The following is an 18,410-nucleotide window of genomic DNA, read 5'->3' as shown; positions in this document are numbered from 1 at the left end:
CCCGTTTTTTCCAGTGATACACCGGAATCACCCCGCCGCAAAGATGGCGGGACGGGACTCACGGAACGGTGAGCCTAGCGCGAGAGCCTTGCCACCAGCTCGACATGCGGCGACCAGCGGAACTGGTCCACCACCTGCAGCCAGTCGATGCGGTAGCCGCCCGCCACCAGCAGCCGCGCATCGCGGGCAAAGGTGACAGGGTTGCACGACACTGCTGCGATCACCGGCACGGCACTGCGCGCAAGCTCCGCCATCTGCGCCTCAGCCCCGGCCCGCGGCGGGTCGATCACCACGGCGCCAAAGCGGCGCAGCTCATCCGGCAGCAGCGGGCGGCGGAACAGGTCACGCGCTTCGGTGCTGACCCTGTGCAGCCCGCCCGCGCGGCGCCAGCCGGCATCCAGCGCCGCCAGCGCCGCCGCTTGGCCCTCCACCGCATGAACCTCGGCCTGCGCCGCCAGCGGTAGCGCGAAGGCGCCCGACCCGGAGAACAGGTCGGCGATGCTGCGCGCGCCGCCCACCGCTTCGGTGACGGCAGCCAGCAGCGCAGCCTCGCCCTCGGCCGTGGCCTGCAGGAAGGCACCCGAGGCCGGCACCACCTCGGCCGCGCCAAAACGCTGCGCCGGGGGGCGGCGCGTCGCAACCGGCTCGCCGTTCCAGGACAGCCGCGCCAGATCGCCGGCTTCGGCAAGGCCGGACAGCGCCGAGTACAGGGCCGCATCCATCGGCTTGCCGCCCGACACCGCCAAATCGACGCCGCCGGTGGTCAGCGTGACCATCAAGCCAAGCTCCCTCTGCCGGCTGGCCCCCGCCACCGTCACCTCGCGCAGCAGCGGCAGCGTGGCCAGCAAGGCCGGGTGCAGCAGCAGGCAGTGTTCGATCTCGGTTAAGGTCTCCGACGCGCGGCCGTGAAAGCCCACCAGAGCGCCCTTCTTGGTCCGTCGCCCCGCCAGCGTCGCACGCCTCCGCGACCGCGCGGGCGAGGTCACCACCGGCCGCATCGGCGCCTCCAGCCCCTGCCCGGCCAGTGCATGGCGCACGACATCGGCCTTCCACCCCTCGACAAACCCGTCCGAGGCGTGTTGCAACGAACAGCCCCCGCAGGCGCGGTAATGCGGGCAAGGCGCGCGCACCCGGTCTGGCGACGGGGTCACGATCCGCGGCGCGGCGATGCGGCCCGCCACCGGCGCGCCCTCCACCACCTCGCCCGGCAGCGCCTGCGCCACATAGACGGGCCCCTCCAGCCCCTGCGCGATGGCATCCCCCAGATGGCCCAGCCGGTCTATGGTCAGGATCACTCGGCAGCCTCGTCAGCTTCATCCGTGCCGATGAACCCGCCAGACTGCCGGTTCCAGTAGCGCGCATAGAGCCCGCCCCGCGCCAGCAGTTCGGCATGGCTTCCCTGCTCGACGATGCGTCCCTCTTCCATCACCACGATCCGGTCCATCTCGGCAATGGTGGACAGGCGGTGCGCGATGGCCAGCACGGTCTTGCCCTGCATCACCTGCACCAGCGCCGCCTGGATCGAGGCCTCGACCTCGCTATCCAGCGCGCTCGTCGCCTCGTCCAACACCAGGATCGGGGCGTCCTTGACGAAGGCGCGGGCCAACGCGATGCGCTGCCGCTGCCCGCCCGACAGCTTCACCCCCCGCTCGCCCAGATAGGCGTCATAGCCGGTGCGGCCGGTGTGATCGACCATGGTCTCGATGAACTCATCCGCCTCGGCGGTGCGGGCGGCATCCAGCAGCTCTGCCTCGCTGGCATCGGGCCGGCCGTAGCGGATGTTGTCGCGGGCCGAGCGGTTGAACATCGCGGTTTCCTGCGTGACCATGCCGATCTGCCGCCGCAGACTTTCCTGCGTGATCTCGCGCACATCCTGGCCATCGACCAGCAGCCGCCCCTTTTCCACGTCGTAAAGCCGCAGCAGCAGGGCCACCAGCGTCGATTTCCCCGCGCCGGACCCGCCGACGATGCCCAGCTTCTCGCCCGGCGCGATATGGAGCGAGATGTTGCGCACCCCGCCCTGCTTGCGGCCATAGGTGAAGCTGACATCCTCGAAGGTGATCTCGCCGCGGATCTTCTGCAGGCCCACCGCCGCCGGCGCGTCCTGCAGGCCATGCGGCACCGCCAGCGTGGCCATCGCATCCTCGACCTCGCCGACCGAGGTGTAGATCGACATCAACGTGAAGCTGACCCAGCCCGACATCTGCGCGATCCGCATCGAGATCGCCCCTGCCGCCGCGATGGCCCCGGCCGTCGTCAGCCCCTGCTGCCACAGCAGCAGCGTGCCGCCGATCAGCAGCACGGGCAGCAGCCCCGCCAACGTCATCAACGAGGTGCGGAACCAGGTAGAGATGATGCCGAACTCCACGCTCTTCTCGCGGAACCGCTCCATCGCCTTCAGCGCGACCTGGTCCTCATAGGCGGCATGGGCGAACAGCTTCACCGTCTTGATATTGGTGATCGTGTCCACCACCTGCCCCGACACCATCGCCCGCGCCGCCGCCCGCGCGGCGGAGTTTTCGCGCACGCGCGGCATGAAATGGCGGATCAGCAACACATAAGCGACCAGCCAGACCGCCAGCGCCAGCGCGACCCGGTAATCGACCGCGATCAGGAAGATCACCGAACCGATGATCGACGCAAGCGCGAAGCAGACGGTGTTGATGATCTCGGTCGCCACATCGGTGACCGCCCGCGCCGCCTGCATCTGCTTCTGGCTGATGCGCCCGGCAAAATCGTTGTCGAAGAAGGTGACCGCCTGCCCCAGCGTCCAGCGGTGCAGCCGGCTCAACACCAGCGGCATGACATTGGGCCCGACGATGATGGAGTTGGAGGCCGAGGCAAAGCCGAAAGCCAGCGGTCGCAACACCAGGTAGAACAGCACGAACAGCGCCAGCATTCCCGATTGCGCGCTGAAATAGCTCTCCGGCCCCGAAGCCAGCGCCCCGTCGATCAGCCAGCCAAGGATCAGCGCCGACACCACCTCCAGCGAGCCGGTCAGCGCCGAGATCGCCCCGGCGACGCCCAGCATCGGCCAGGACCCGTCAAGGCACCAGCGCATGAAGGGCCACAGCTTGCGCGGCGGCTCTCCTGTCGCGGGGCGGAAAGCATCGATCAGGTTGCCCAGCCGTTTCATCGCATTCACTCTGCTGCATCCTCTGTGCCGATGAAGCCGCCCGATTGCCGCTCCCAGAACCGGGCATAAAGCCCGCCGCTGGCCAGCAGTTCCCCGTGGCTGCCCTGCTCGGCGATGCGGCCATCCTCGATCACCACGATCCGGTCCATATGGGCGATGGTCGACAGGCGGTGCGCGATGGCGATCACCGTCTTGCCCTCCATCACCCCATAGAGCGTGTCCTGGATCGCCGCTTCGACCTCAGAGTCGAGCGCGCTTGTCGCCTCGTCCAGCACCAGGATCGGCGCGTCCTTCAGGATCACCCGCGCCAGCGCCACCCGCTGCCGCTGGCCGCCCGACAGCTTCACCCCGCGCTCGCCGACCTGCGCGTCATAGCCCGCGCGGCCCTCGGGGTCGCGCAGCGTCAGGATGAAATCATGCGCCTCCGCGCGCTGCGCCGCCTCGATCATCTCCGCCTCGGTCGCATCGGGGCGGCCATAGAGGATGTTCTCGCGCACGGAACGATGCAGAAGGCTGCTATCCTGCTGCACCATGCCGATGCGGGCGCGCAGGCTGTCTTGCGTGACCTGCGCGATATCCTGCCCGTCGATCAGGATCCGCCCGCCCTCGGCGTCGTAGAAGCGCAGCAGCAGCTTCACCAGCGTGGATTTCCCGGCACCAGAGCGGCCGATCAGCCCCACTTTCTCGCCGGGCGCAATCGACAGGCTGATCCGGTCCAGCCCGCCGCTGCCGCGGCCATAATGGTGCGACAGGCCCTGCACCTCGATCCGCCCCTCGGTCAGGTTCAGCGGCTTGGCATCCGGCGCGTCGGTCAGTGCGATGGGTTGGGCAATGGTCTCCATCCCCTCGGCCACCACGCCAAGCGCCTGCACAAGGCCAGTGGTCGCCCACATCACCCAATAGGTCATGTTGTTCAGCCGCAGCACCAGTGCCGCTGCCGCCGCAACCACCCCGACAGAAGCCGAGCCCTGATACCACAGCACCACCGCCCAGCCGGTGACGCCGACGATCAAGAGGCCGTTCAGCAGCGTCAACACCACATCCATCGTGGTGATGATCCGCATCTCCTTCTGGAACGTGGTGCGCGCATGTTCGATGGCATCGCGGGCGTAGGTGATCTCGCGGTCATGATGCGCGAACAGCTTCACCGAATGGATGTTGGAATAGCTGTCCACCACCCGCCCGGTGATCGCCGAGCGTGCATCGGACGAGGCCTTCGCCGCCGGCCCCGCGCGCCGGATCGTCCAGCGCAGCAGCAGCCCGTATCCCAGCAGCCACAGCAGCAGCGGCACCACCAGCCGCGGATCCGACCCGGCCAGCAAGGCGATGGAGCCGATCACCGTGGTGACGGCAAAGGCCACCGCGTCGAAGGTCTGGAACACCGCATCCCCGGCAGCGGGCGGCGTCTGCATGATCCGGTTGGCGATGCGGCCGGCAAAGTCGTTCTCGAACCACCCGACCGGCTGGCGCAGCACATGGCGATGCGCCCGCCAGCGGATCAGCGTGCCGAAGTTGGGCAAGATGGTGTTGTGCAGCAGCGCCACATCGGCCCCCGCCAGCACCGGGCGCAGGAACACGATGGCAAGGCCCGCCAGAATGAACTCCGTCCCATGCTCGGCCCAGACCGCCGCTGGCGCGCCGCTGGCCAGCAGATCGACCATCCGCCCCACATACCAGATCAGCACCACATCCAGCGCCGCAACGATCACCGACAGCAGCGCCGTCGCGGCGAACACCGCCTTGAACGGGCGGCAATAGGCCCAGAGAAACGGCCACAGCTTGCGCGGCGGCACGTCCGACTCGGTGTAAGCCGCGAAGGGATCGACGAGATTTTCGAAGAAGCGGAACATGGGAGGGCGCGCCTTTTCCGTTGCCCCCCGCATATAAACCTGTTTGCGGGGAAGGGAAACCGCCGGTCAGCCGAGCAGATCCTCACGCCCAAGGGTGAAGCCCGAGGCGATCCAGCGCGCCTGCAGCTCCGCCAGCCGCGCACCAAGGGCGGGGCCTTCCAACGCCGGCATCAGGTCGGCGGCCTTTACCGGGAGGGTGGCTTGGGCACCCGCTGCCACCGCCTCCTGCCAACCCTCCGGCAAGGGCTGCTCCATCACCGCCGCCCGCGCCAGCAGCGCGTCGCGGGCAAGATCGGCGCCGTGGACAAAGCCCAGTTCCGCCGGCCCCGCCACGCTGCCGATCAGCCCGCGCAACAGATCGAGCCGCCGCGCATCGGCGCGGGACAGGCGCAGCCGCTCGGCCGGATCTTCGCCGCCCAGAACCGACAGCCGGCGGATGGCGTCGGGGGCGAGCCCGTCCTCCAGATGCACCAGCGGCGCCAGCGCCCGCATCTCGGCGCCCGGCAGCACATGGGCCAGAACGCCGCTGGCCTGCATCGCCGCCACCACCGGCGCGGGGTCGGGCGCGGCCAGCAGCTTGCGCATCTCGGCCCCCACCCGTTCGCGGGAAAGCGTCTCTATTCCAGCGGAATGCTCGGCGCAGGCGGCGAGGCCATCGGCATCCAGCCCCTCCTCCGCATCGCCATACCAGGCGTGAAAGCGGAAGAAGCGCAGGATGCGCAGATAGTCCTCGCGGATGCGCGCATCGGCGTCCCCAACGAACCGCACCCGCCGCGCGCGAAGGTCGGCGAGGCCCCCCAGCGGATCGACCACCGTGCCATCTGCTTCGGCATAGAGCGCGTTCATGGTGAAATCGCGCCGCGCGGCGTCATCCTCGACCCTGTCCGCAAAGGCAACGGTCGCGTGGCGGCCAAAGGTCTCCACATCGCGGCGGAAGGTCGTCACCTCATGCGGGACATGGGCGGCGATCACCGTCACCGTCCCATGGTCAAACCCCGTCGGCACCGCCTTCAGCCCCGCCGCCGCGGCCAGATCCATCACCCGCTGCGGCGGCGCGTCGGTGGCGATGTCGATATCGCTGACCGGCGCGCCCAGCAACGCATTGCGCACGCAGCCGCCGACCAGCAGCGCCCGGTGCCCGGCACCCGACAGCATCGCCAGCACTGCCTGCAGTCCGGGCTCCGCTATCCACTCATCCGTGATCCGCATCTTCGGCCATCCGATCCGCCAGCGCTTTCAGCATACGCGCGGTCGCGCCCCAGATGTAATAGGGGCCGTAGGGGGCGACCCAATAGGGCCGTGGCACGCCCAGCCATTGCCGATGTGCGATCCGGTAGCGCGAGGGGTCGCTGACATGCGACAGCGGCACGGTGAAGACTTCTTCGACCTCGCCCGCCTCCGGCACCGGCACGAATCCCCCGCGGATGCGCGCCAGAACCGGCGTCACCACGAAGCCGGTCACCGTCTCATGCGCCGGCATCACACCCAGAACCTCGACGCTGCCCCGGGACAGCCCCACCTCTTCCTCCGCCTCGCGCAAGGCCGCGGCCACCGGATCGGAATCGCCCGGATCGACCTTGCCGCCCGGAAAGGCGATCTGCCCCGGATGGTGCTTGAGCCGCGAGGAGCGTTTGGTCAGCACCACCTCTGGCCCATGCGCGCCCTGCTGGAATGCCACCAGCACCCCGGCGGCGCGCAGCACCCGGCCCGCGGGCAAGGTGATGCCGCGGGCCAGATCATAGTCGGACGAGGGCCGGCCCGGACGCGCCAGCGCCCGGATCACCGGGGCCAGCGGGTCACGGGGGGCCAGCGTATCAGGCATCGTCACCCTCCGGCCTGCGCGTCGCCTCGAACCCCAGCGTCTCTGGGTCCAGCACGTAATGCGCGCCGCAGAACTGGCAATCGGCAGTGACGGTGCCTTCGGGCGTCGTCATGTAGCGGATGTCCTTGGCCGAGTAGATCGACAGGCTCTGCCGGACCTTCTGGGCCGAGCAGGTGCAGCCGAACTCCACCCGCTGCGGATCGTAGACGCGGGTCCCTTCGTCATGGAACAGCCGCACCAGCAGGTCGGTCGGCTGCACGGTCGGGCCGATCAGCTCCAGCTCCTCGACCGTGTCGAGCAGCAGGTTGGCGCGGGTCCAGTTCTCGCCCTCATCCCCATCCAGCAGATCGGAAGCCGACAGCAGCCCGCCCTCGCCGCTGCCGCCTTCCAGCGCGACGAAGGGCGAGGCCTTGGGCATATGCTGCAACATCACGCCGCCCGCCCGCCAACGCTCGGAGCGACCCGCCATGGTGGAGCGTCCATAGGACAGCGCAAAGCGCGTCGGCAGCTGTTCAGACTGCGCGAAATACGCCTCGGCGCAGTCCGACAGCGAGTCGCCGGCAATCGGGGTCAGGCCCTGATAGGGCACGGTGCCTTCGCCCTGGTCGATCAGCACCGCGAAATAGCCCTTGCCGATCAGGTCGAACGGCCGCACGCCCTCCACCAGCCGGTCAGCATCATAGCTGGCCCAGGCACGGATCCGCGCCGGCTCTCCCTCGGCCGTAGGGCCGTAGTAATCGGTGGCGATGATCCGGGCCGGCCCGTCACCGCGGATCTGCAGCGACAGCTTCCAGCGCAAGCTGATGGTCTGGCCGATCATCGCGGTCAGCAATGCTGCTTCCGCCACCAGCGCCTCGATCGCCGCGGGGTAGTTGTGCTGCTTGAGGACATTTTCCAGGACGCCATCCAGCCGCGCGACACGGCCACGGATATCGGCCTTGTCGAGTTGAAACGGCAGGACGGTATCGTCCCAGGCGATCTGCGACAGCGTGGTCATGGGGTATCCTTCGGGGGAGTCTTTGTGGTTTTCTTGGCGCTTGCGCCTTGGCATACCGCGATCATATAGGCGCGGCAACGCTTGGACCAAGGGGTATGCCATGATCAGACGGGTGGGCGAGCCGCCGAAAGCCGGGCAACGCTACACGCGGCGGCCCGGGGTCTATGCGGTGCTGGCGCTGGACGGCGAGGTGCTGCTGACCCATCAATCCGCCCCGGTGCCGGAGTTTCAGCTGCCCGGTGGCGGGATCGATCCGGGCGAGCATCCCCTGCGCGCCCTGCACCGCGAGGTGCTGGAGGAGACCGGCTGGACCCTCGCTGGGGCCCGCCGGCTGGGGGCGTTCCGGCGCTTCACCTACATGCCGGAATACGAGCTTTGGGCCGAGAAGCTCTGCACCGTCTATCTGGCGCGGCCGGTGCGCCCGCTGGGGCCGCCAAGCGAGCCAGGACACAGCGCGGTCTGGATGTCCGCGGCGGATGCGGCGGCGCATCTGGGGAATGACGGCGACCGGCATTTCCTGATGGAGGCGATGGCCCGGGGCTGAGCCCGGCTAGCCCACATTTTCCTTGGCGCCGTGAAACTCGAAGAAGACCGCCGACACGTCATCGGTGAACTCGCCGCCGGTAAACGCCTCCAGATCCCATACAAGCGCCTCGAGGAATGCGGGGCCGCCAAGCCCGGCATTGCGCGCCATCAGGCGCGATAGCCCCGCCTCTTCCAGCTGCACCCGCTCGGCATTCACCGCCTCGGTGATCCCGTCCGAGGCCAGAAGCAGCCGGTCGCCGGGGCGCAGAGTGGCGGTGAAGTCCTGATAGGCCGCCCCCTCCAACAGCCCGACCGGAAGGCCACCGGCGCCAAGATACTCGATGCGCCCGCAGGCGCGCTGGATCGCCGGGTGCGGGTGCCCGGCCTGCACCAGCGCCACCTGCCCCGAGATCAGATCCACATCTGCGTAAAGCAGGGTGAAATAGCTTTCGGTATCCATCTCCTCCAGCAGCACGCGGTTCAGATGCGCGGCCACCTCGGCCGGAGGGCGGGCGTCGTAGATGCCGAAATCCGACAGCACCAGCGCCACGTTCTGTTCCGGCGAGGTGCCCGACAGCAGCCCCGCCAGCCGCGCCGTCATCAGCGCCGAAGTGATGCCATGCCCCGACACGTCGATCGAGAACAGCCCGACCCGGCGCGCGTTGATCGGGAAGAAGCCGACCAGATCGCCCCCCACATGGCCCGAGGGGCGCAGCAGCAGCGACACCTCGGCATTGCCAAAGCTCCGATGGCGTTCGCGCACAAGGCTTTGCTGCAGCTTGCGCGCCTCCATCAGGTCGCGGTCGAGCGAGTCGTAGAGCGATTGCAGCGCGCCAAGCGTCGAGGACACCAGCCGGTTCTTCTCATTCAGCTCGCGTTCCATGCGCAGGATCCGCTCGCCCGCGGCGATCCGCGCCCGCAGTTCCTGCCCGTTCACCGGCTTGGTCAGGAAATCATCCGCCCCCGATTGCAGCCCTTCTGCCACGTCGGTGGTTTCGGTCTTCGAGGTCAGCAGGATGAAATAGACATAGCGGCCGTGCATCTGCGCCCGGAAGGCACGGCAGAACTGCAGCCCGTCCATCCCCGGCATCATCCAGTCCGACAGGATCAGGTCGGGCACCAGCCGCGCCGCAATCTCCAGCGCCTCGGCGCCAGAGGCCGCTTCGATCACCTCATATCCCGCGCGGGCGAGCGTGGCCGACAGGATACGGCGCTGCATCTTGCTGTCATCGACGACCAGCACCCGGCGCACCGCGCCGGAACTGGGACCGCTGGGCCCCGGGATCTGCATCTGATGGGGCAACTCCAATGCCAGCGGCTCCTCCCCGGATCGCGCCATTAACGCTGTGCTGCGTTAAGGGGGGGTGAAGACGCAAATGCAGCAGATGCAGCCTTGCCCGATTAACCGCCCGTTAAACGCCCCGGAGCATGGTGGCCCTTGGTGTGTGGGGCATCATTGGGTGAGGTGTGGGATGATCGATTGGGATCGAGTGGTGGAATTGCGCTCTGAAATTGGCGAGGACGGGTTCGGCGAGGTTGTCGACCTGTTCCTGGATGAGGTGGAGGGCGTGGTGATGCGCCTTGGCACCGCGCCCAACCCGGAAAAGTTCGAGGATGACCTGCATTTCCTGAAGGGCAGCGCCTGGAACCTCGGCTTCGCCGCCTTTGGCGCGCTGTGCCAGGATGGCGAGCGCAAGGCCGCGGCCGGACGCGGGGCCGAGATCGACATTGCGGCGATCCTTGCCTGCTACGGCGCTTCGCGGCAGGAGTTCATGGCGCGGCTCGGCGAGTTTTGCAGCACCGAAGGGCGCAGCGCCGCAGCCTAGATCAGGAACTCGGCCAAGGCTTCGTCATCGGTAATGTCCCGATAGGCGAAGCCGGCCGCATCCAGCTGTGCCGTCAGCCGGCCAAAGCTGTCGGCCTGCTTCGTCTCGATCCCGATCAGGACCGAGCCGAAGTTGCGCGCCGATTTCTTCAGGTATTCGAAGCGGGCGATATCGTCGTCGGGGCCGAGCATCTCCAGAAACTCGCGCAGGGCGCCGGGGCGCTGCGGCATCCGCAGGATGAAGTATTTCTTCAGCCCCGCAAAGCGTTGCGCGCGCTCCTTCACCTCGGGCAGACGCTCGAAATCGAAGTTCCCGCCAGAGGTGACGCAGACCACCGTCTTGCCCTTGATCTGATCGGCCAGCAGCGGCAGCACATCGACCGACAGCGCGCCTGCAGGTTCCAGCACGATCCCCTCGACATTCAGCATCTCCAGCATCGTGCCGCAGATCCGGTCCTCCGGCGCCAGCAGCACCTGATCCGGGCGCGCCCAGGCCAGCCGCGCAAAGGTGCGCGCGCCGATGCGCGCCACCGCCGCGCCATCGACGAAGCTGTTCACGCGCTTCAGCGTCACCGGCTCTCCGGCCTGCAGCGCCGCCATCAGGCTGGCCCCGCCAAGCGGCTCCACGAACCGATAGTCCACCTCTGGCGCCACCTCGCGCAGGTAGCTGGTCACCCCCGCGGCCAGCCCGCCGCCACCGACCGGCAGCACCACCAGATCGGGCGCGCGGCCAAGCTGCTCCATCATCTCCACCGCGACCGAGGCCTGGCCGAGGATCACATCCTCATCATCGAAGGGCGCGAGGAAATGCGCCCCCGCCTGCGCGCAGAACGCCTGCGCCGAGGCCAGCGTCTGGTCGAAATAGTCCCCCGTCAGCACGATCTGCACCTTGTCGCCGCCAAAGGCGCGGGTCTTGTCGATCTTCTGCTGCGGCGTGGTCACCGGCATGAAGATGGTGCCCTGCACGCCAAAATGCCGGCAGGCAAAGGCCATGCCCTGCGCATGGTTGCCGGCGCTGGCGCAGACGAAATGCCCCTGCCCCGGCTGCGCATCGCGGACCTTGCGCATCGCGGTAAAGGCGCCGCGCAGCTTGTAGCTGCGCACCGGCGTCAGATCCTCGCGCTTCAGCCAGATCTCGGCACCGTAGCGGGCCGACAGAAAGTCGTTCCGCTGCAGGGGGGTCGGGTCAAACAGGTCGCGCAGGGCTGCCGTGGCTTGGCGGGCATTTTGGGGAAAATCGGTCATTCGCCAGTCCTGCCGCCGCCAATCGGGCTTGGCAAGCCCGATCCGGCATTGCGCCCGATACAATTTGCCGAAGCCTCGCCCAAGCGCGGGCCTTGTCGCACAGGGAAAAACCGACTACGCCCGCGTGTCAGTTGACCCAATGCGATGGAGCCGCCCTGATGTCCGCGCCCAAGAAAGTCGTCCTCGCCTATTCCGGCGGCCTCGATACCTCGATCATCCTCAAATGGCTGCAGACGGAATACGGGTGCGAGGTGGTGACCTTCACCGCCGATCTGGGCCAAGGCGAAGAGCTGGAACCGGCGCGCCAGAAGGCGATCATGCTGGGGATCAAGCCCGAGAACATCCACATCGTGGATGTCCGCGAGGAGTTCGTGCGGGATTTTGTGTTCCCCATGTTCCGCGCCAACGCCCTCTATGAAGGGCTGTACCTGCTGGGAACCTCGATCGCCCGGCCGCTGATCTCGCAGCACCTGGTGCGCATCGCGCATGAGACGGGCGCAGATGCGGTGTCTCATGGCGCGACCGGCAAGGGCAACGACCAGGTGCGCTTCGAGCTTTCGGCCTATGCGCTGGACCCCTCGATCCGGGTCATCGCGCCGTGGCGCGAGTGGGACCTGTCCTCGCGCACCAAGCTGCTGGAATTCGCCGAGGCCAACCAGATCCCGATTGCCAAGGACAAGCGCGGCGAGGCGCCGTTCAGCGTGGACGCGAACCTGCTGCACACCTCGTCTGAGGGGAAAGTGCTGGAGAACCCGGGCGAGGAAGCCCCGGATTATGTGTATCAGCGCACCGTCAGCCCCGAGCAGGCGCCAGACCTGGCCGAAATGGTAGAGATCACCTTCGAGAAAGGCGACGCCGTGGCGATCAACGGCGAGGCGATGAGCCCGGCCACGATCCTGACCAAGCTGAACGAACTGGGCGGCAAGCACGGCATCGGCCGGCTGGATCTGGTGGAAAACCGCTTCGTGGGCATGAAATCGCGCGGGATCTACGAGACCCCCGGTGGCACCATCCTGCTGGAAGCGCATCGCGGGATCGAGCAGATCACGCTGGATAGCGGTGCGGGGCACCTCAAGGATTCGATCATGCCGCGCTATGCGGAACTGATCTACAACGGCTTCTGGTTCAGCCCCGAGCGGGAGATGCTGCAGGCGCTGATCGACAAGAGCCAGGAGCATGTGACCGGCACCGTGCGCGTGAAGCTGTACAAGGGCTTTGCCCGCACCGTGGCGCGCTGGTCGGACCATTCGCTGTACTCCGAGGCGCATGTGACCTTCGAGGAAGACGCCGGCGCCTATGACCAGAAGGACGCCGCCGGCTTCATCCGCCTGAACGCGCTGCGGCTGAAGCTGCTGGCGACGCGGAACGCGCGGTTCAAGTAAGCCAATTGCGGCAACGGGTTAGGGGCGGCACCTTCACGGGTGCCGCCCTTTCTCGTGCCGTGAAGATTTGTGACGCAGCGGCACACTTGCCGCCTTTCCGGCCCCGCAGCAGGGTGCCCCAAGCAGCATGGGGGCAGGCATGGCACTGGACAGGATCACCGAGAAGATGCGCGAGAAACTGGCGGTGACCCCGTTCTCGGGATCATTGAAATTCGATTGCGGCGAGGCGGGGGTGATCGTGCTGGCGGATGGCACGGCGAGCCGGGACGACCGGGCGGCGGATTGCACGATCAAGATCACCGAGGACAACCTGGTCAAGCTGCTGACCGGCAAGCTGAACCCGATGACGGGGGTGGTGACGGGCAAGCTGAAGGTCTCGGGCGATCCGACGGTGGCGATGAAACTGGCGAAGTTGATCGGCTGAAACAGGCTCTGTTCCAGCCGGAAATGCGACTTTTCAGATCTTGAAAGCCGCGAGCCGTTCGTAATGCGGCAGCGCCTGATCGGCCAGCGCCTGATATTCCGGCGACAGGACCGGCAGCGGGCCTTCCGGCTCTTCAAAGCCGGTGGAGCGATGCACGGCGCCATACCAGTGCGGGGCCCAGATGCCGTCGGAGGGGTGGCCTCCGGCAGGCCAGGTCAGCATCTTTTCGGTGAACGGGATGCCGATGGCCCTGCACATTTTTTCCAGCGTTTCCCGTGGGTTGGCGCGGATGTCGAGACTGTCGACCACCACTGGCGGGTGACCCAGCCAGCCCGTCACCTCATCGAACAACTCCGCCTGCTGGACGAAGCCGATGTCGGGCAGGGTCGGCCCCTCGCGCTTCTTGGCGTAGCTGGCAACCACTCGGGCGGGATGGCGGATCAGGAAGACGTTCACGCAACCCCGCATGAAGCCGCGGTCGATGCCCGGGATCATGTGGACGGTCATGTGTTTTTGGTAAAACAGGCTCTGTTCCTGCGGAATCGGGCCGGAACAGGCAGCCGCCACCTTCACCGGATCCGCCTCATGCGCCGCCAGAATCTCCGCCCGCATCGGGTGATCTAGTCCTGTAGCGGCGAGGTAGGCGGCATAGAACGGCTCGTCCCAGACGGCGCAATCGCCGCGGGCGGCGAAGGCATACATCATTGCGGTCGAGAGGTTGCGGGGGCCTGACCACATGGCGATCCGCATCATGCACACCCCATGCAGAAGTTATGCAGATACCATGCATACGATTGCTGCATCATGCCGCGACGAGTCCCTTGTAGAGACCGCGGAGCCGTTCCGTCATCGGTCCCATCTCGCCGCTGCCGATCACCCGCCCGTCGATCATGCTGACAGGCGTCTGCGCGCCGAAGGTGCCGGTCAGGAACGCCTCGTCGGCCGAGTAGGTATCGACGAGACTAAAGTTCCGCTCGAACACCGGGATGCCGTTGTCGCGGCAGAGCCGGATGACCTTGCCGCGGGTGATGCCGTTCATGCAGTAGTCGCCAGTGCTGGTCCAGACCTCGCCCTTGCGGACGATGAAGAAGTTGCAGGCGTTGGTGGTGTTCACGAAGCCATGCACGTCGAGCATCAGCGCCTCGTCCGCGCCGGCCTTTTCGGCGGCGATGCAGGCGAGGATGCAGTTCAGCTTGGAATGCGAGTTCAGCTTGGGGTCCTGCGTCATCGGCAGGCCGCGCATGTGCGGCACGGTGGCCAGCCGGATCGGGCGCGGGATCTTGGGGCGCGAGTGTTCCATGATGATCACCATCGTCGGACCCGAGCGGCTGAGCGAGGGGTGCTGGAACGGCCGGTGCTTGACGCCGCGGGTGACCATCAGCCGGGCATGGGCGTCAGTCTGCATGGCGTTGGCTTCTTGCGTGTCGAAGATCGCCTGTTTGACCTGATCGGGGGTCAGGGCGATGTCGAGGTCGATGGCCTTTGCCGCCTCGAACAGGCGTTCGATATGCTCATCGAGGAAGGCCCAGGTGCCGTCATAGAGGCGGATCCCTTCCCACACGCCATCGCCCAGCATGAAGCCCGAATCATAGACGCTGACCATCGCCTGCGCCTTGGGCACGACGCGGCCATTGACCCAGATCAGGATCTGTTCGTTGCGGGCATCGTCTTCGGCTTGGTGGGTGGTGACGTGGTCGGCGGTGTCGGTCATGGGCGCGTTCTCCTGCTTTGGCGGCAGGTTAGGCGGGCGATGCGGGGAAGCCTAGCCCCGGTGTTGGACATGCACTGCCCGAGGGCGGCGCCCGTCCGCCGGGTGGGCGAGCAACGGTAGTTCTGGGCGCTTTATGGTTCAACATACCCCCCAGAATTTCTAGGGGCTGACGTTGCAAAGCGCCCGCCCGAGGGGGCGGACGGGCGCTGCCCGGCGGCGCTAAAGCGCCTTGTTCCGGGCGGAAGACAGGAACTCTGTCACCTCCGCCAGCGCCGGGATCGCGTCGGCAGTCCCAGCCTTCGTGACCTTCAGCGCGGCGGCGGCGGCGGCGAGGGTCAGCGCCTGTGCAGGGGTTTGGCCTGCATCGAGGGCGGCGGCGAAATACCCCGCGAAGGTGTCGCCAGCGCCGGTGGTGTCGACGGCCTGCACCTTCAGCGCCGCAACGGCAGCGCGGGCGCCGGTGGCGTTGGACATCCACTTCGCCCCGTCCTTGCCGCGGGTGACGAGCAGTTCGGGCACCGGCACCTGATCCAAGCTGCAACCGAGTGCGGCGCAAAGCTGATCCGCCTCCACCGCGTTCAGGACGAGGATGGAGGTGTGCGGCAGCATCGCCCGCACCGTCGCAAGGTCAAAAGGCGCGGCGGAGCAGATCACCCGCGCGCCACGCCCCCGGGCCAGTGCCGCTGCGGCGGGGGCATGGGCGGTTTCGTTCTGCACCAGAAGGGTGTCGGCGGGGCCGATGGCGGCCAGCGCTGCCTGCACCGCGGCAAGGTCGAGCGCCTGATTCGCGCCGGAGAAGATGACGATGCTGTTTTCCGCCTCGGGATCGACCGTGATGATCGCGTGGCCTGTGGGCACCGGCAGCACGGCAATCTGCGCGACATCGACGCCATAGCCCGCGATGCGGTCGCGCGCCCAAACCCCCTCGGCCCCCACGGCGCCGATATGCAGCACCCGCGCGCCCGCCCGGGCCGCCGCGACGGACTGGTTGGCGCCCTTGCCGCCGAGACCGACCGTGTAGTGCGTCGCAGCCAGCGTCTCGCCGGGCGCCGGCAGATGCGGCACCCGGTAGACATGGTCGATGTTGATGGAGCCGAGGTTGTAGATCATCCGCGCAGCTGCCCCAGCCGGCAGGCCGCGATGGTCGCCATGTTGAGGATGTCGTTGACCGTGGAGTTGGTGGAGCAGATCTGGATCGGCTTTTCCACGCCGGTCAGGATCGGGCCGATCACCGTTGCGCCGGCCATTTCCTGCATCAGCTTGACGGAAATGCTGGCCGAATGCCGCGCGGGGACCACCAGCACGTTGGCGGGGCCGGTCAGGCGGCAGAACGGGTAATGCGCCATCTGCTGCGGGTTCAGAGCAACATCGACGGTCATTTCGCCATCATATTCGAAATCCACCCCCCGGGCATCGAGGACCTGCGGGGCGATATGCATCTTGGTCGCGCGTTCCGAGATCGGATAGCCGAAGGTCGAGAAGGACAGGAACGCCACCCGGGGTTCCAGCCCCAGACCGCGGGCGACCTGCGCGCCGCGCTCGGCAATGTTGGCCAGGTCATGCTCGTCGGGCCATTCATGCACCAGCGTGTCGCCGATCAGCACGATCTTGCCCTTGTGCAGCACGGCAGTGATGCCGACGGCGCCATCCGAGGCCTGCGCGTCGAAGACGTGGTTGATCAGTTCGAGCACATGCGCCGATTTGCGGGTGGCGCCGGTAACCATGCCGTCGCCATGGCCATGCGCCAGCATCAGCGCCGAGAACACATGCCGGTCGCGCGAGGCGAGCTTGTGAACATCCTCGCGGTCGAGGCCCTGGCGCTGCAGGCGGCGGTAGAGGAAGTCGCGGTAGGCGTCGAGGTGGCGGGTATTGGCGGCGTTCACCACCTGCAGCTCGCGGCTGGCATCGCCGAGGCCGGCGGCCTCCAGCTTCTCCTTCACATCCGCATCGCGCCCGACGACCAGCGCCTGACCAAGCCCGGCGCGCTGCCAGGCGACGGCGGCGCGCAGCACGCGCGGATCATCGCCCTCGGCGAAGATCATCCGGGCCTGCGCCTGCTTGGCGCGGGCGTGGATGCCTTGCAGGATGCTGGCGGTCGGGTCCATCCGGGCGCGCAGGGATTGCGCATAGCCGGCCATGTCGATGATCGGGCGGCGGGCAACGCCGGTATCCATGCCGGCCTTGGCGACGGCGGGCGGGATCACGTAGATCAGCCGCGGATCGAAGGGGGTGGGGATGATGTAATCGCGCCCGAACGAGAGCTTGCGGCCATAGGCCATCGCCACCTCGTCCGGCACATCCTCTCGCGCGAGTTCGGCGAGGGCGCGGGCGCAGGCGATCTTCATCTCGTCATTGATCGCGCGGGCGTGGATATCCAGCGCGCCGCGGAACAGGTAGGGGAAGCCAAGGACGTTGTTGACCTGGTTCGGATAATCGCTGCGCCCTGTCGCCACGATGGCATCGGCGCGGACGGCATGGGCCTCTTCGGGGGTGATCTCGGGGTCCGGGTTTGCCATGGCGAAGATCACCGGGTTCTCGGCCATGCTGGCGACCATGTCCGCGGTGACCGCGCCCTTGGCCGACACGCCGAGGAACACGTCGGCGCCCTTCATCGCGTCATCGAGGGTTCGCGCTTCGGTGCGGGCCGCATGGGCCGATTTCCACTGGTTCATGCCCTCGGTGCGGCCCTGGTAGATGACGCCCTTGGTGTCGCACATGATGCAGTTGTCATGGCGCGCGCCCATCGACTTCAGCAGCTCGAGGCAGGCGATGCCCGCGGCCCCGGCACCGTTGAGGACGATCTTCACATCCTCGATCTTCTTGCCGCTGATCTCGAGCGCATTGATCAGGCCGGCGGCGCAGATCACCGCGGTGCCGTGCTGGTCGTCATGGAACACCGGGATGTCCATGATTTCCTTCAGCCGCTGCTCGATGATGAAACACTCGGGCGCCTTGATATCCTCAAGGTTGATGCCGCCAAAGGTGGGGCCCATGAGCGAGACCGCCTTGATGATCTCCTCCGCATCCTCGGTATCAAGCTCGATGTCGATGGCGTTGACGTCGGCGAAGCGCTTGAACAGCACCGCCTTGCCCTCCATCACCGGCTTGGAGGCCAGCGCGCCGAGGTTGCCCATGCCAAGGATCGCGGTGCCGTTCGAGATGACGGCGACCATGTTGCCCTTGACGGTATAGTCATAGGCCGTCTCGGGATTGTCGGCGATGGCCTGTACAGGCACCGCAACGCCGGGGCTGTAGGCAAGGCTCAGGTCGCGCTGCGTCGCCATCGGCGTGGTGGCGACGATCTCGTATTTCCCGGGCGTCGGGTCGAGGTGATAGGCCAGCGCCTCCTCGGGCGTGATGCGGGTCTTGATGGACATGTGGGGCTGGCTCCTCCTGAAAGCCTGCGCTTTCTAGCGCCCTTGCGGCCTTGTCACAACGGGGTGTGCAAGCTGCCTTGTGTTAACCGAGGGCAGCGCCCGTCCGCCGGGTGGGC

General features: G+C 67.3%; 16 protein-coding genes. 4 read left to right on the top strand and 12 right to left on the bottom strand.

The features are described from left to right. Positions 1-74: 74 nt before the first annotated feature. The 6 genes from GVY41_RS10795 to hslO form a co-directional block, all read right to left on the bottom strand. Positions 75-1,295 (bottom strand): class I SAM-dependent RNA methyltransferase, encoded by a 1,221-nt coding sequence (locus GVY41_RS10795; RefSeq protein WP_161346302.1) that lies wholly within the window; start codon positions 1,293-1,295, stop codon positions 75-77. After that, positions 1,292-3,136 (bottom strand): ABC transporter ATP-binding protein, encoded by a 1,845-nt coding sequence (locus GVY41_RS10790; RefSeq protein ID WP_161346617.1) that lies wholly within the window; start codon positions 3,134-3,136, stop codon positions 1,292-1,294. The genes GVY41_RS10795 and GVY41_RS10790 overlap by 4 nt, the downstream gene beginning before the upstream one ends. A 5-nt stretch (positions 3,137-3,141) precedes the next feature. Then, entirely contained in the window at positions 3,142-4,986 is a 1,845-nt protein-coding gene (locus GVY41_RS10785) for an ABC transporter ATP-binding protein (protein ID WP_161346300.1), read from the bottom strand. Positions 4,987-5,052: 66 nt separating this feature from the next. Next, the gene (locus tag GVY41_RS10780; protein WP_161346298.1) at positions 5,053-6,195 is read right to left on the bottom strand and encodes a CCA tRNA nucleotidyltransferase; all 1,143 of its coding nucleotides are present in this window, start codon (positions 6,193-6,195) and stop codon (positions 5,053-5,055) included. After that, on the bottom strand, positions 6,179-6,808 hold the full coding sequence (locus GVY41_RS10775) for a CoA pyrophosphatase (RefSeq protein ID WP_161346296.1): 630 nt from the start codon (positions 6,806-6,808) through the stop codon (positions 6,179-6,181). Before GVY41_RS10775 ends, GVY41_RS10780 begins: the two co-directional genes overlap by 17 nt. Then, on the bottom strand, positions 6,801-7,805 hold the full coding sequence (hslO, locus tag GVY41_RS10770) for an Hsp33 family molecular chaperone HslO (RefSeq protein ID WP_161346294.1): 1,005 nt from the start codon (positions 7,803-7,805) through the stop codon (positions 6,801-6,803). Before hslO ends, GVY41_RS10775 begins: the two co-directional genes overlap by 8 nt. A gap of 100 nt (positions 7,806-7,905) precedes the next feature. Between hslO and GVY41_RS10765 the strand changes: the two genes are divergently transcribed. Further along, positions 7,906-8,349 carry an NUDIX domain-containing protein gene (locus tag GVY41_RS10765; RefSeq protein ID WP_161346292.1) on the top strand — a complete coding sequence of 148 codons (444 nt, stop codon included), beginning with the start codon at positions 7,906-7,908 and terminating at the stop codon, positions 8,347-8,349. Between the two features lie 6 nt (positions 8,350-8,355). Here the strand turns inward: GVY41_RS10765 and GVY41_RS10760 are convergent, their stop codons facing one another. After that, complete coding sequence (locus GVY41_RS10760; RefSeq protein WP_161346615.1) at positions 8,356-9,621, bottom strand: PP2C family protein-serine/threonine phosphatase; 1,266 nt, start codon at positions 9,619-9,621, stop codon at positions 8,356-8,358. Between the two features lie 181 nt (positions 9,622-9,802). Here GVY41_RS10760 and GVY41_RS10755 point away from each other — a divergent pair, with 181 nt between their 5' ends. Continuing rightward, on the top strand, positions 9,803-10,156 hold the full coding sequence (locus tag GVY41_RS10755) for an Hpt domain-containing protein (protein ID WP_161346289.1): 354 nt from the start codon (positions 9,803-9,805) through the stop codon (positions 10,154-10,156). Here GVY41_RS10755 and ilvA read toward each other — a convergent pair. Further along, positions 10,153-11,400, bottom strand: a complete 1,248-nt coding sequence (ilvA, locus tag GVY41_RS10750; protein ID WP_161346287.1) for a threonine ammonia-lyase IlvA — start codon at positions 11,398-11,400, stop codon at positions 10,153-10,155. The genes GVY41_RS10755 and ilvA overlap by 4 nt on opposite strands. A gap of 155 nt (positions 11,401-11,555) precedes the next feature. On the opposite strand from ilvA, the gene GVY41_RS10745 reads away from it, so the two are divergent. Both GVY41_RS10745 and GVY41_RS10740 read left to right on the top strand, forming a co-directional pair. Continuing rightward, entirely contained in the window at positions 11,556-12,782 is a 1,227-nt protein-coding gene (locus GVY41_RS10745) for an argininosuccinate synthase (RefSeq protein WP_188816038.1), read from the top strand. A gap of 139 nt (positions 12,783-12,921) precedes the next feature. Continuing rightward, positions 12,922-13,206 (top strand): SCP2 sterol-binding domain-containing protein, encoded by a 285-nt coding sequence (locus GVY41_RS10740; RefSeq protein WP_161346283.1) that lies wholly within the window; start codon positions 12,922-12,924, stop codon positions 13,204-13,206. A gap of 33 nt (positions 13,207-13,239) precedes the next feature. Here GVY41_RS10740 and GVY41_RS10735 read toward each other — a convergent pair whose 3' ends face one another. From GVY41_RS10735 to GVY41_RS10720, 4 genes are all read right to left on the bottom strand, one after another. Next, complete coding sequence (locus GVY41_RS10735) at positions 13,240-13,956, bottom strand: sulfotransferase-like domain-containing protein (RefSeq protein ID WP_161656898.1); 717 nt, start codon at positions 13,954-13,956, stop codon at positions 13,240-13,242. 52 nt (positions 13,957-14,008) lie between these two features. Continuing rightward, positions 14,009-14,917 carry a D-amino acid aminotransferase gene (locus GVY41_RS10730; protein ID WP_161346281.1) on the bottom strand — a complete coding sequence of 303 codons (909 nt, stop codon included), beginning with the start codon at positions 14,915-14,917 and terminating at the stop codon, positions 14,009-14,011. 219 nt (positions 14,918-15,136) lie between these two features. After that, a complete protein-coding gene (locus GVY41_RS10725; protein ID WP_161346279.1) occupies positions 15,137-16,027 on the bottom strand; it encodes a PfkB family carbohydrate kinase in 891 nt (296 codons plus the stop codon). Continuing rightward, entirely contained in the window at positions 16,024-18,294 is a 2,271-nt protein-coding gene (locus GVY41_RS10720; RefSeq protein ID WP_161346278.1) for an NADP-dependent malic enzyme, read from the bottom strand. The genes GVY41_RS10725 and GVY41_RS10720 overlap by 4 nt, the downstream gene beginning before the upstream one ends. Positions 18,295-18,410 lie beyond the last annotated feature (116 nt).

It is taken from the genome of Frigidibacter albus, from assembly GCF_009908165.1.
GTDB lineage: Bacteria > Pseudomonadota > Alphaproteobacteria > Rhodobacterales > Rhodobacteraceae > Frigidibacter > Frigidibacter albus.
This window is presented reverse-complemented; position numbering and strand designations above follow the sequence as displayed.

What these genes read in the sequence shown, in the direction of transcription:
- GVY41_RS10790 (WP_161346617.1), bottom strand. Translation starts at nt 3,136, where the DNA reads ATGAAACGGCTGGGCAACCTGATCGATGCTTTCCGCCCCGCGACAGGA.
- GVY41_RS10785 (WP_161346300.1), bottom strand. Translation starts at nt 4,986, where the DNA reads ATGTTCCGCTTCTTCGAAAATCTCGTCGATCCCTTCGCGGCTTACACC.
- GVY41_RS10780 (WP_161346298.1), bottom strand. Translation starts at nt 6,195, where the DNA reads ATGCGGATCACGGATGAGTGGATAGCGGAGCCCGGACTGCAGGCAGTG.
- GVY41_RS10775 (WP_161346296.1), bottom strand. Translation starts at nt 6,808, where the DNA reads ATGCCTGATACGCTGGCCCCCCGTGACCCGCTGGCCCCGGTGATCCGG.
- hslO (WP_161346294.1), bottom strand. Translation starts at nt 7,805, where the DNA reads ATGACCACGCTGTCGCAGATCGCCTGGGACGATACCGTCCTGCCGTTT.
- GVY41_RS10765 (WP_161346292.1), top strand. Translation starts at nt 7,906, where the DNA reads ATGATCAGACGGGTGGGCGAGCCGCCGAAAGCCGGGCAACGCTACACG.
- GVY41_RS10760 (WP_161346615.1), bottom strand. Translation starts at nt 9,621, where the DNA reads ATGCAGATCCCGGGGCCCAGCGGTCCCAGTTCCGGCGCGGTGCGCCGG.
- GVY41_RS10755 (WP_161346289.1), top strand. Translation starts at nt 9,803, where the DNA reads ATGATCGATTGGGATCGAGTGGTGGAATTGCGCTCTGAAATTGGCGAG.
- ilvA (WP_161346287.1), bottom strand. Translation starts at nt 11,400, where the DNA reads ATGACCGATTTTCCCCAAAATGCCCGCCAAGCCACGGCAGCCCTGCGC.
- GVY41_RS10740 (WP_161346283.1), top strand. Translation starts at nt 12,922, where the DNA reads ATGGCACTGGACAGGATCACCGAGAAGATGCGCGAGAAACTGGCGGTG.
- GVY41_RS10735 (WP_161656898.1), bottom strand. Translation starts at nt 13,956, where the DNA reads ATGCGGATCGCCATGTGGTCAGGCCCCCGCAACCTCTCGACCGCAATG.
- GVY41_RS10730 (WP_161346281.1), bottom strand. Translation starts at nt 14,917, where the DNA reads ATGACCGACACCGCCGACCACGTCACCACCCACCAAGCCGAAGACGAT.
- GVY41_RS10725 (WP_161346279.1), bottom strand. Translation starts at nt 16,027, where the DNA reads ATGATCTACAACCTCGGCTCCATCAACATCGACCATGTCTACCGGGTG.
- GVY41_RS10720 (WP_161346278.1), bottom strand. Translation starts at nt 18,294, where the DNA reads ATGTCCATCAAGACCCGCATCACGCCCGAGGAGGCGCTGGCCTATCAC.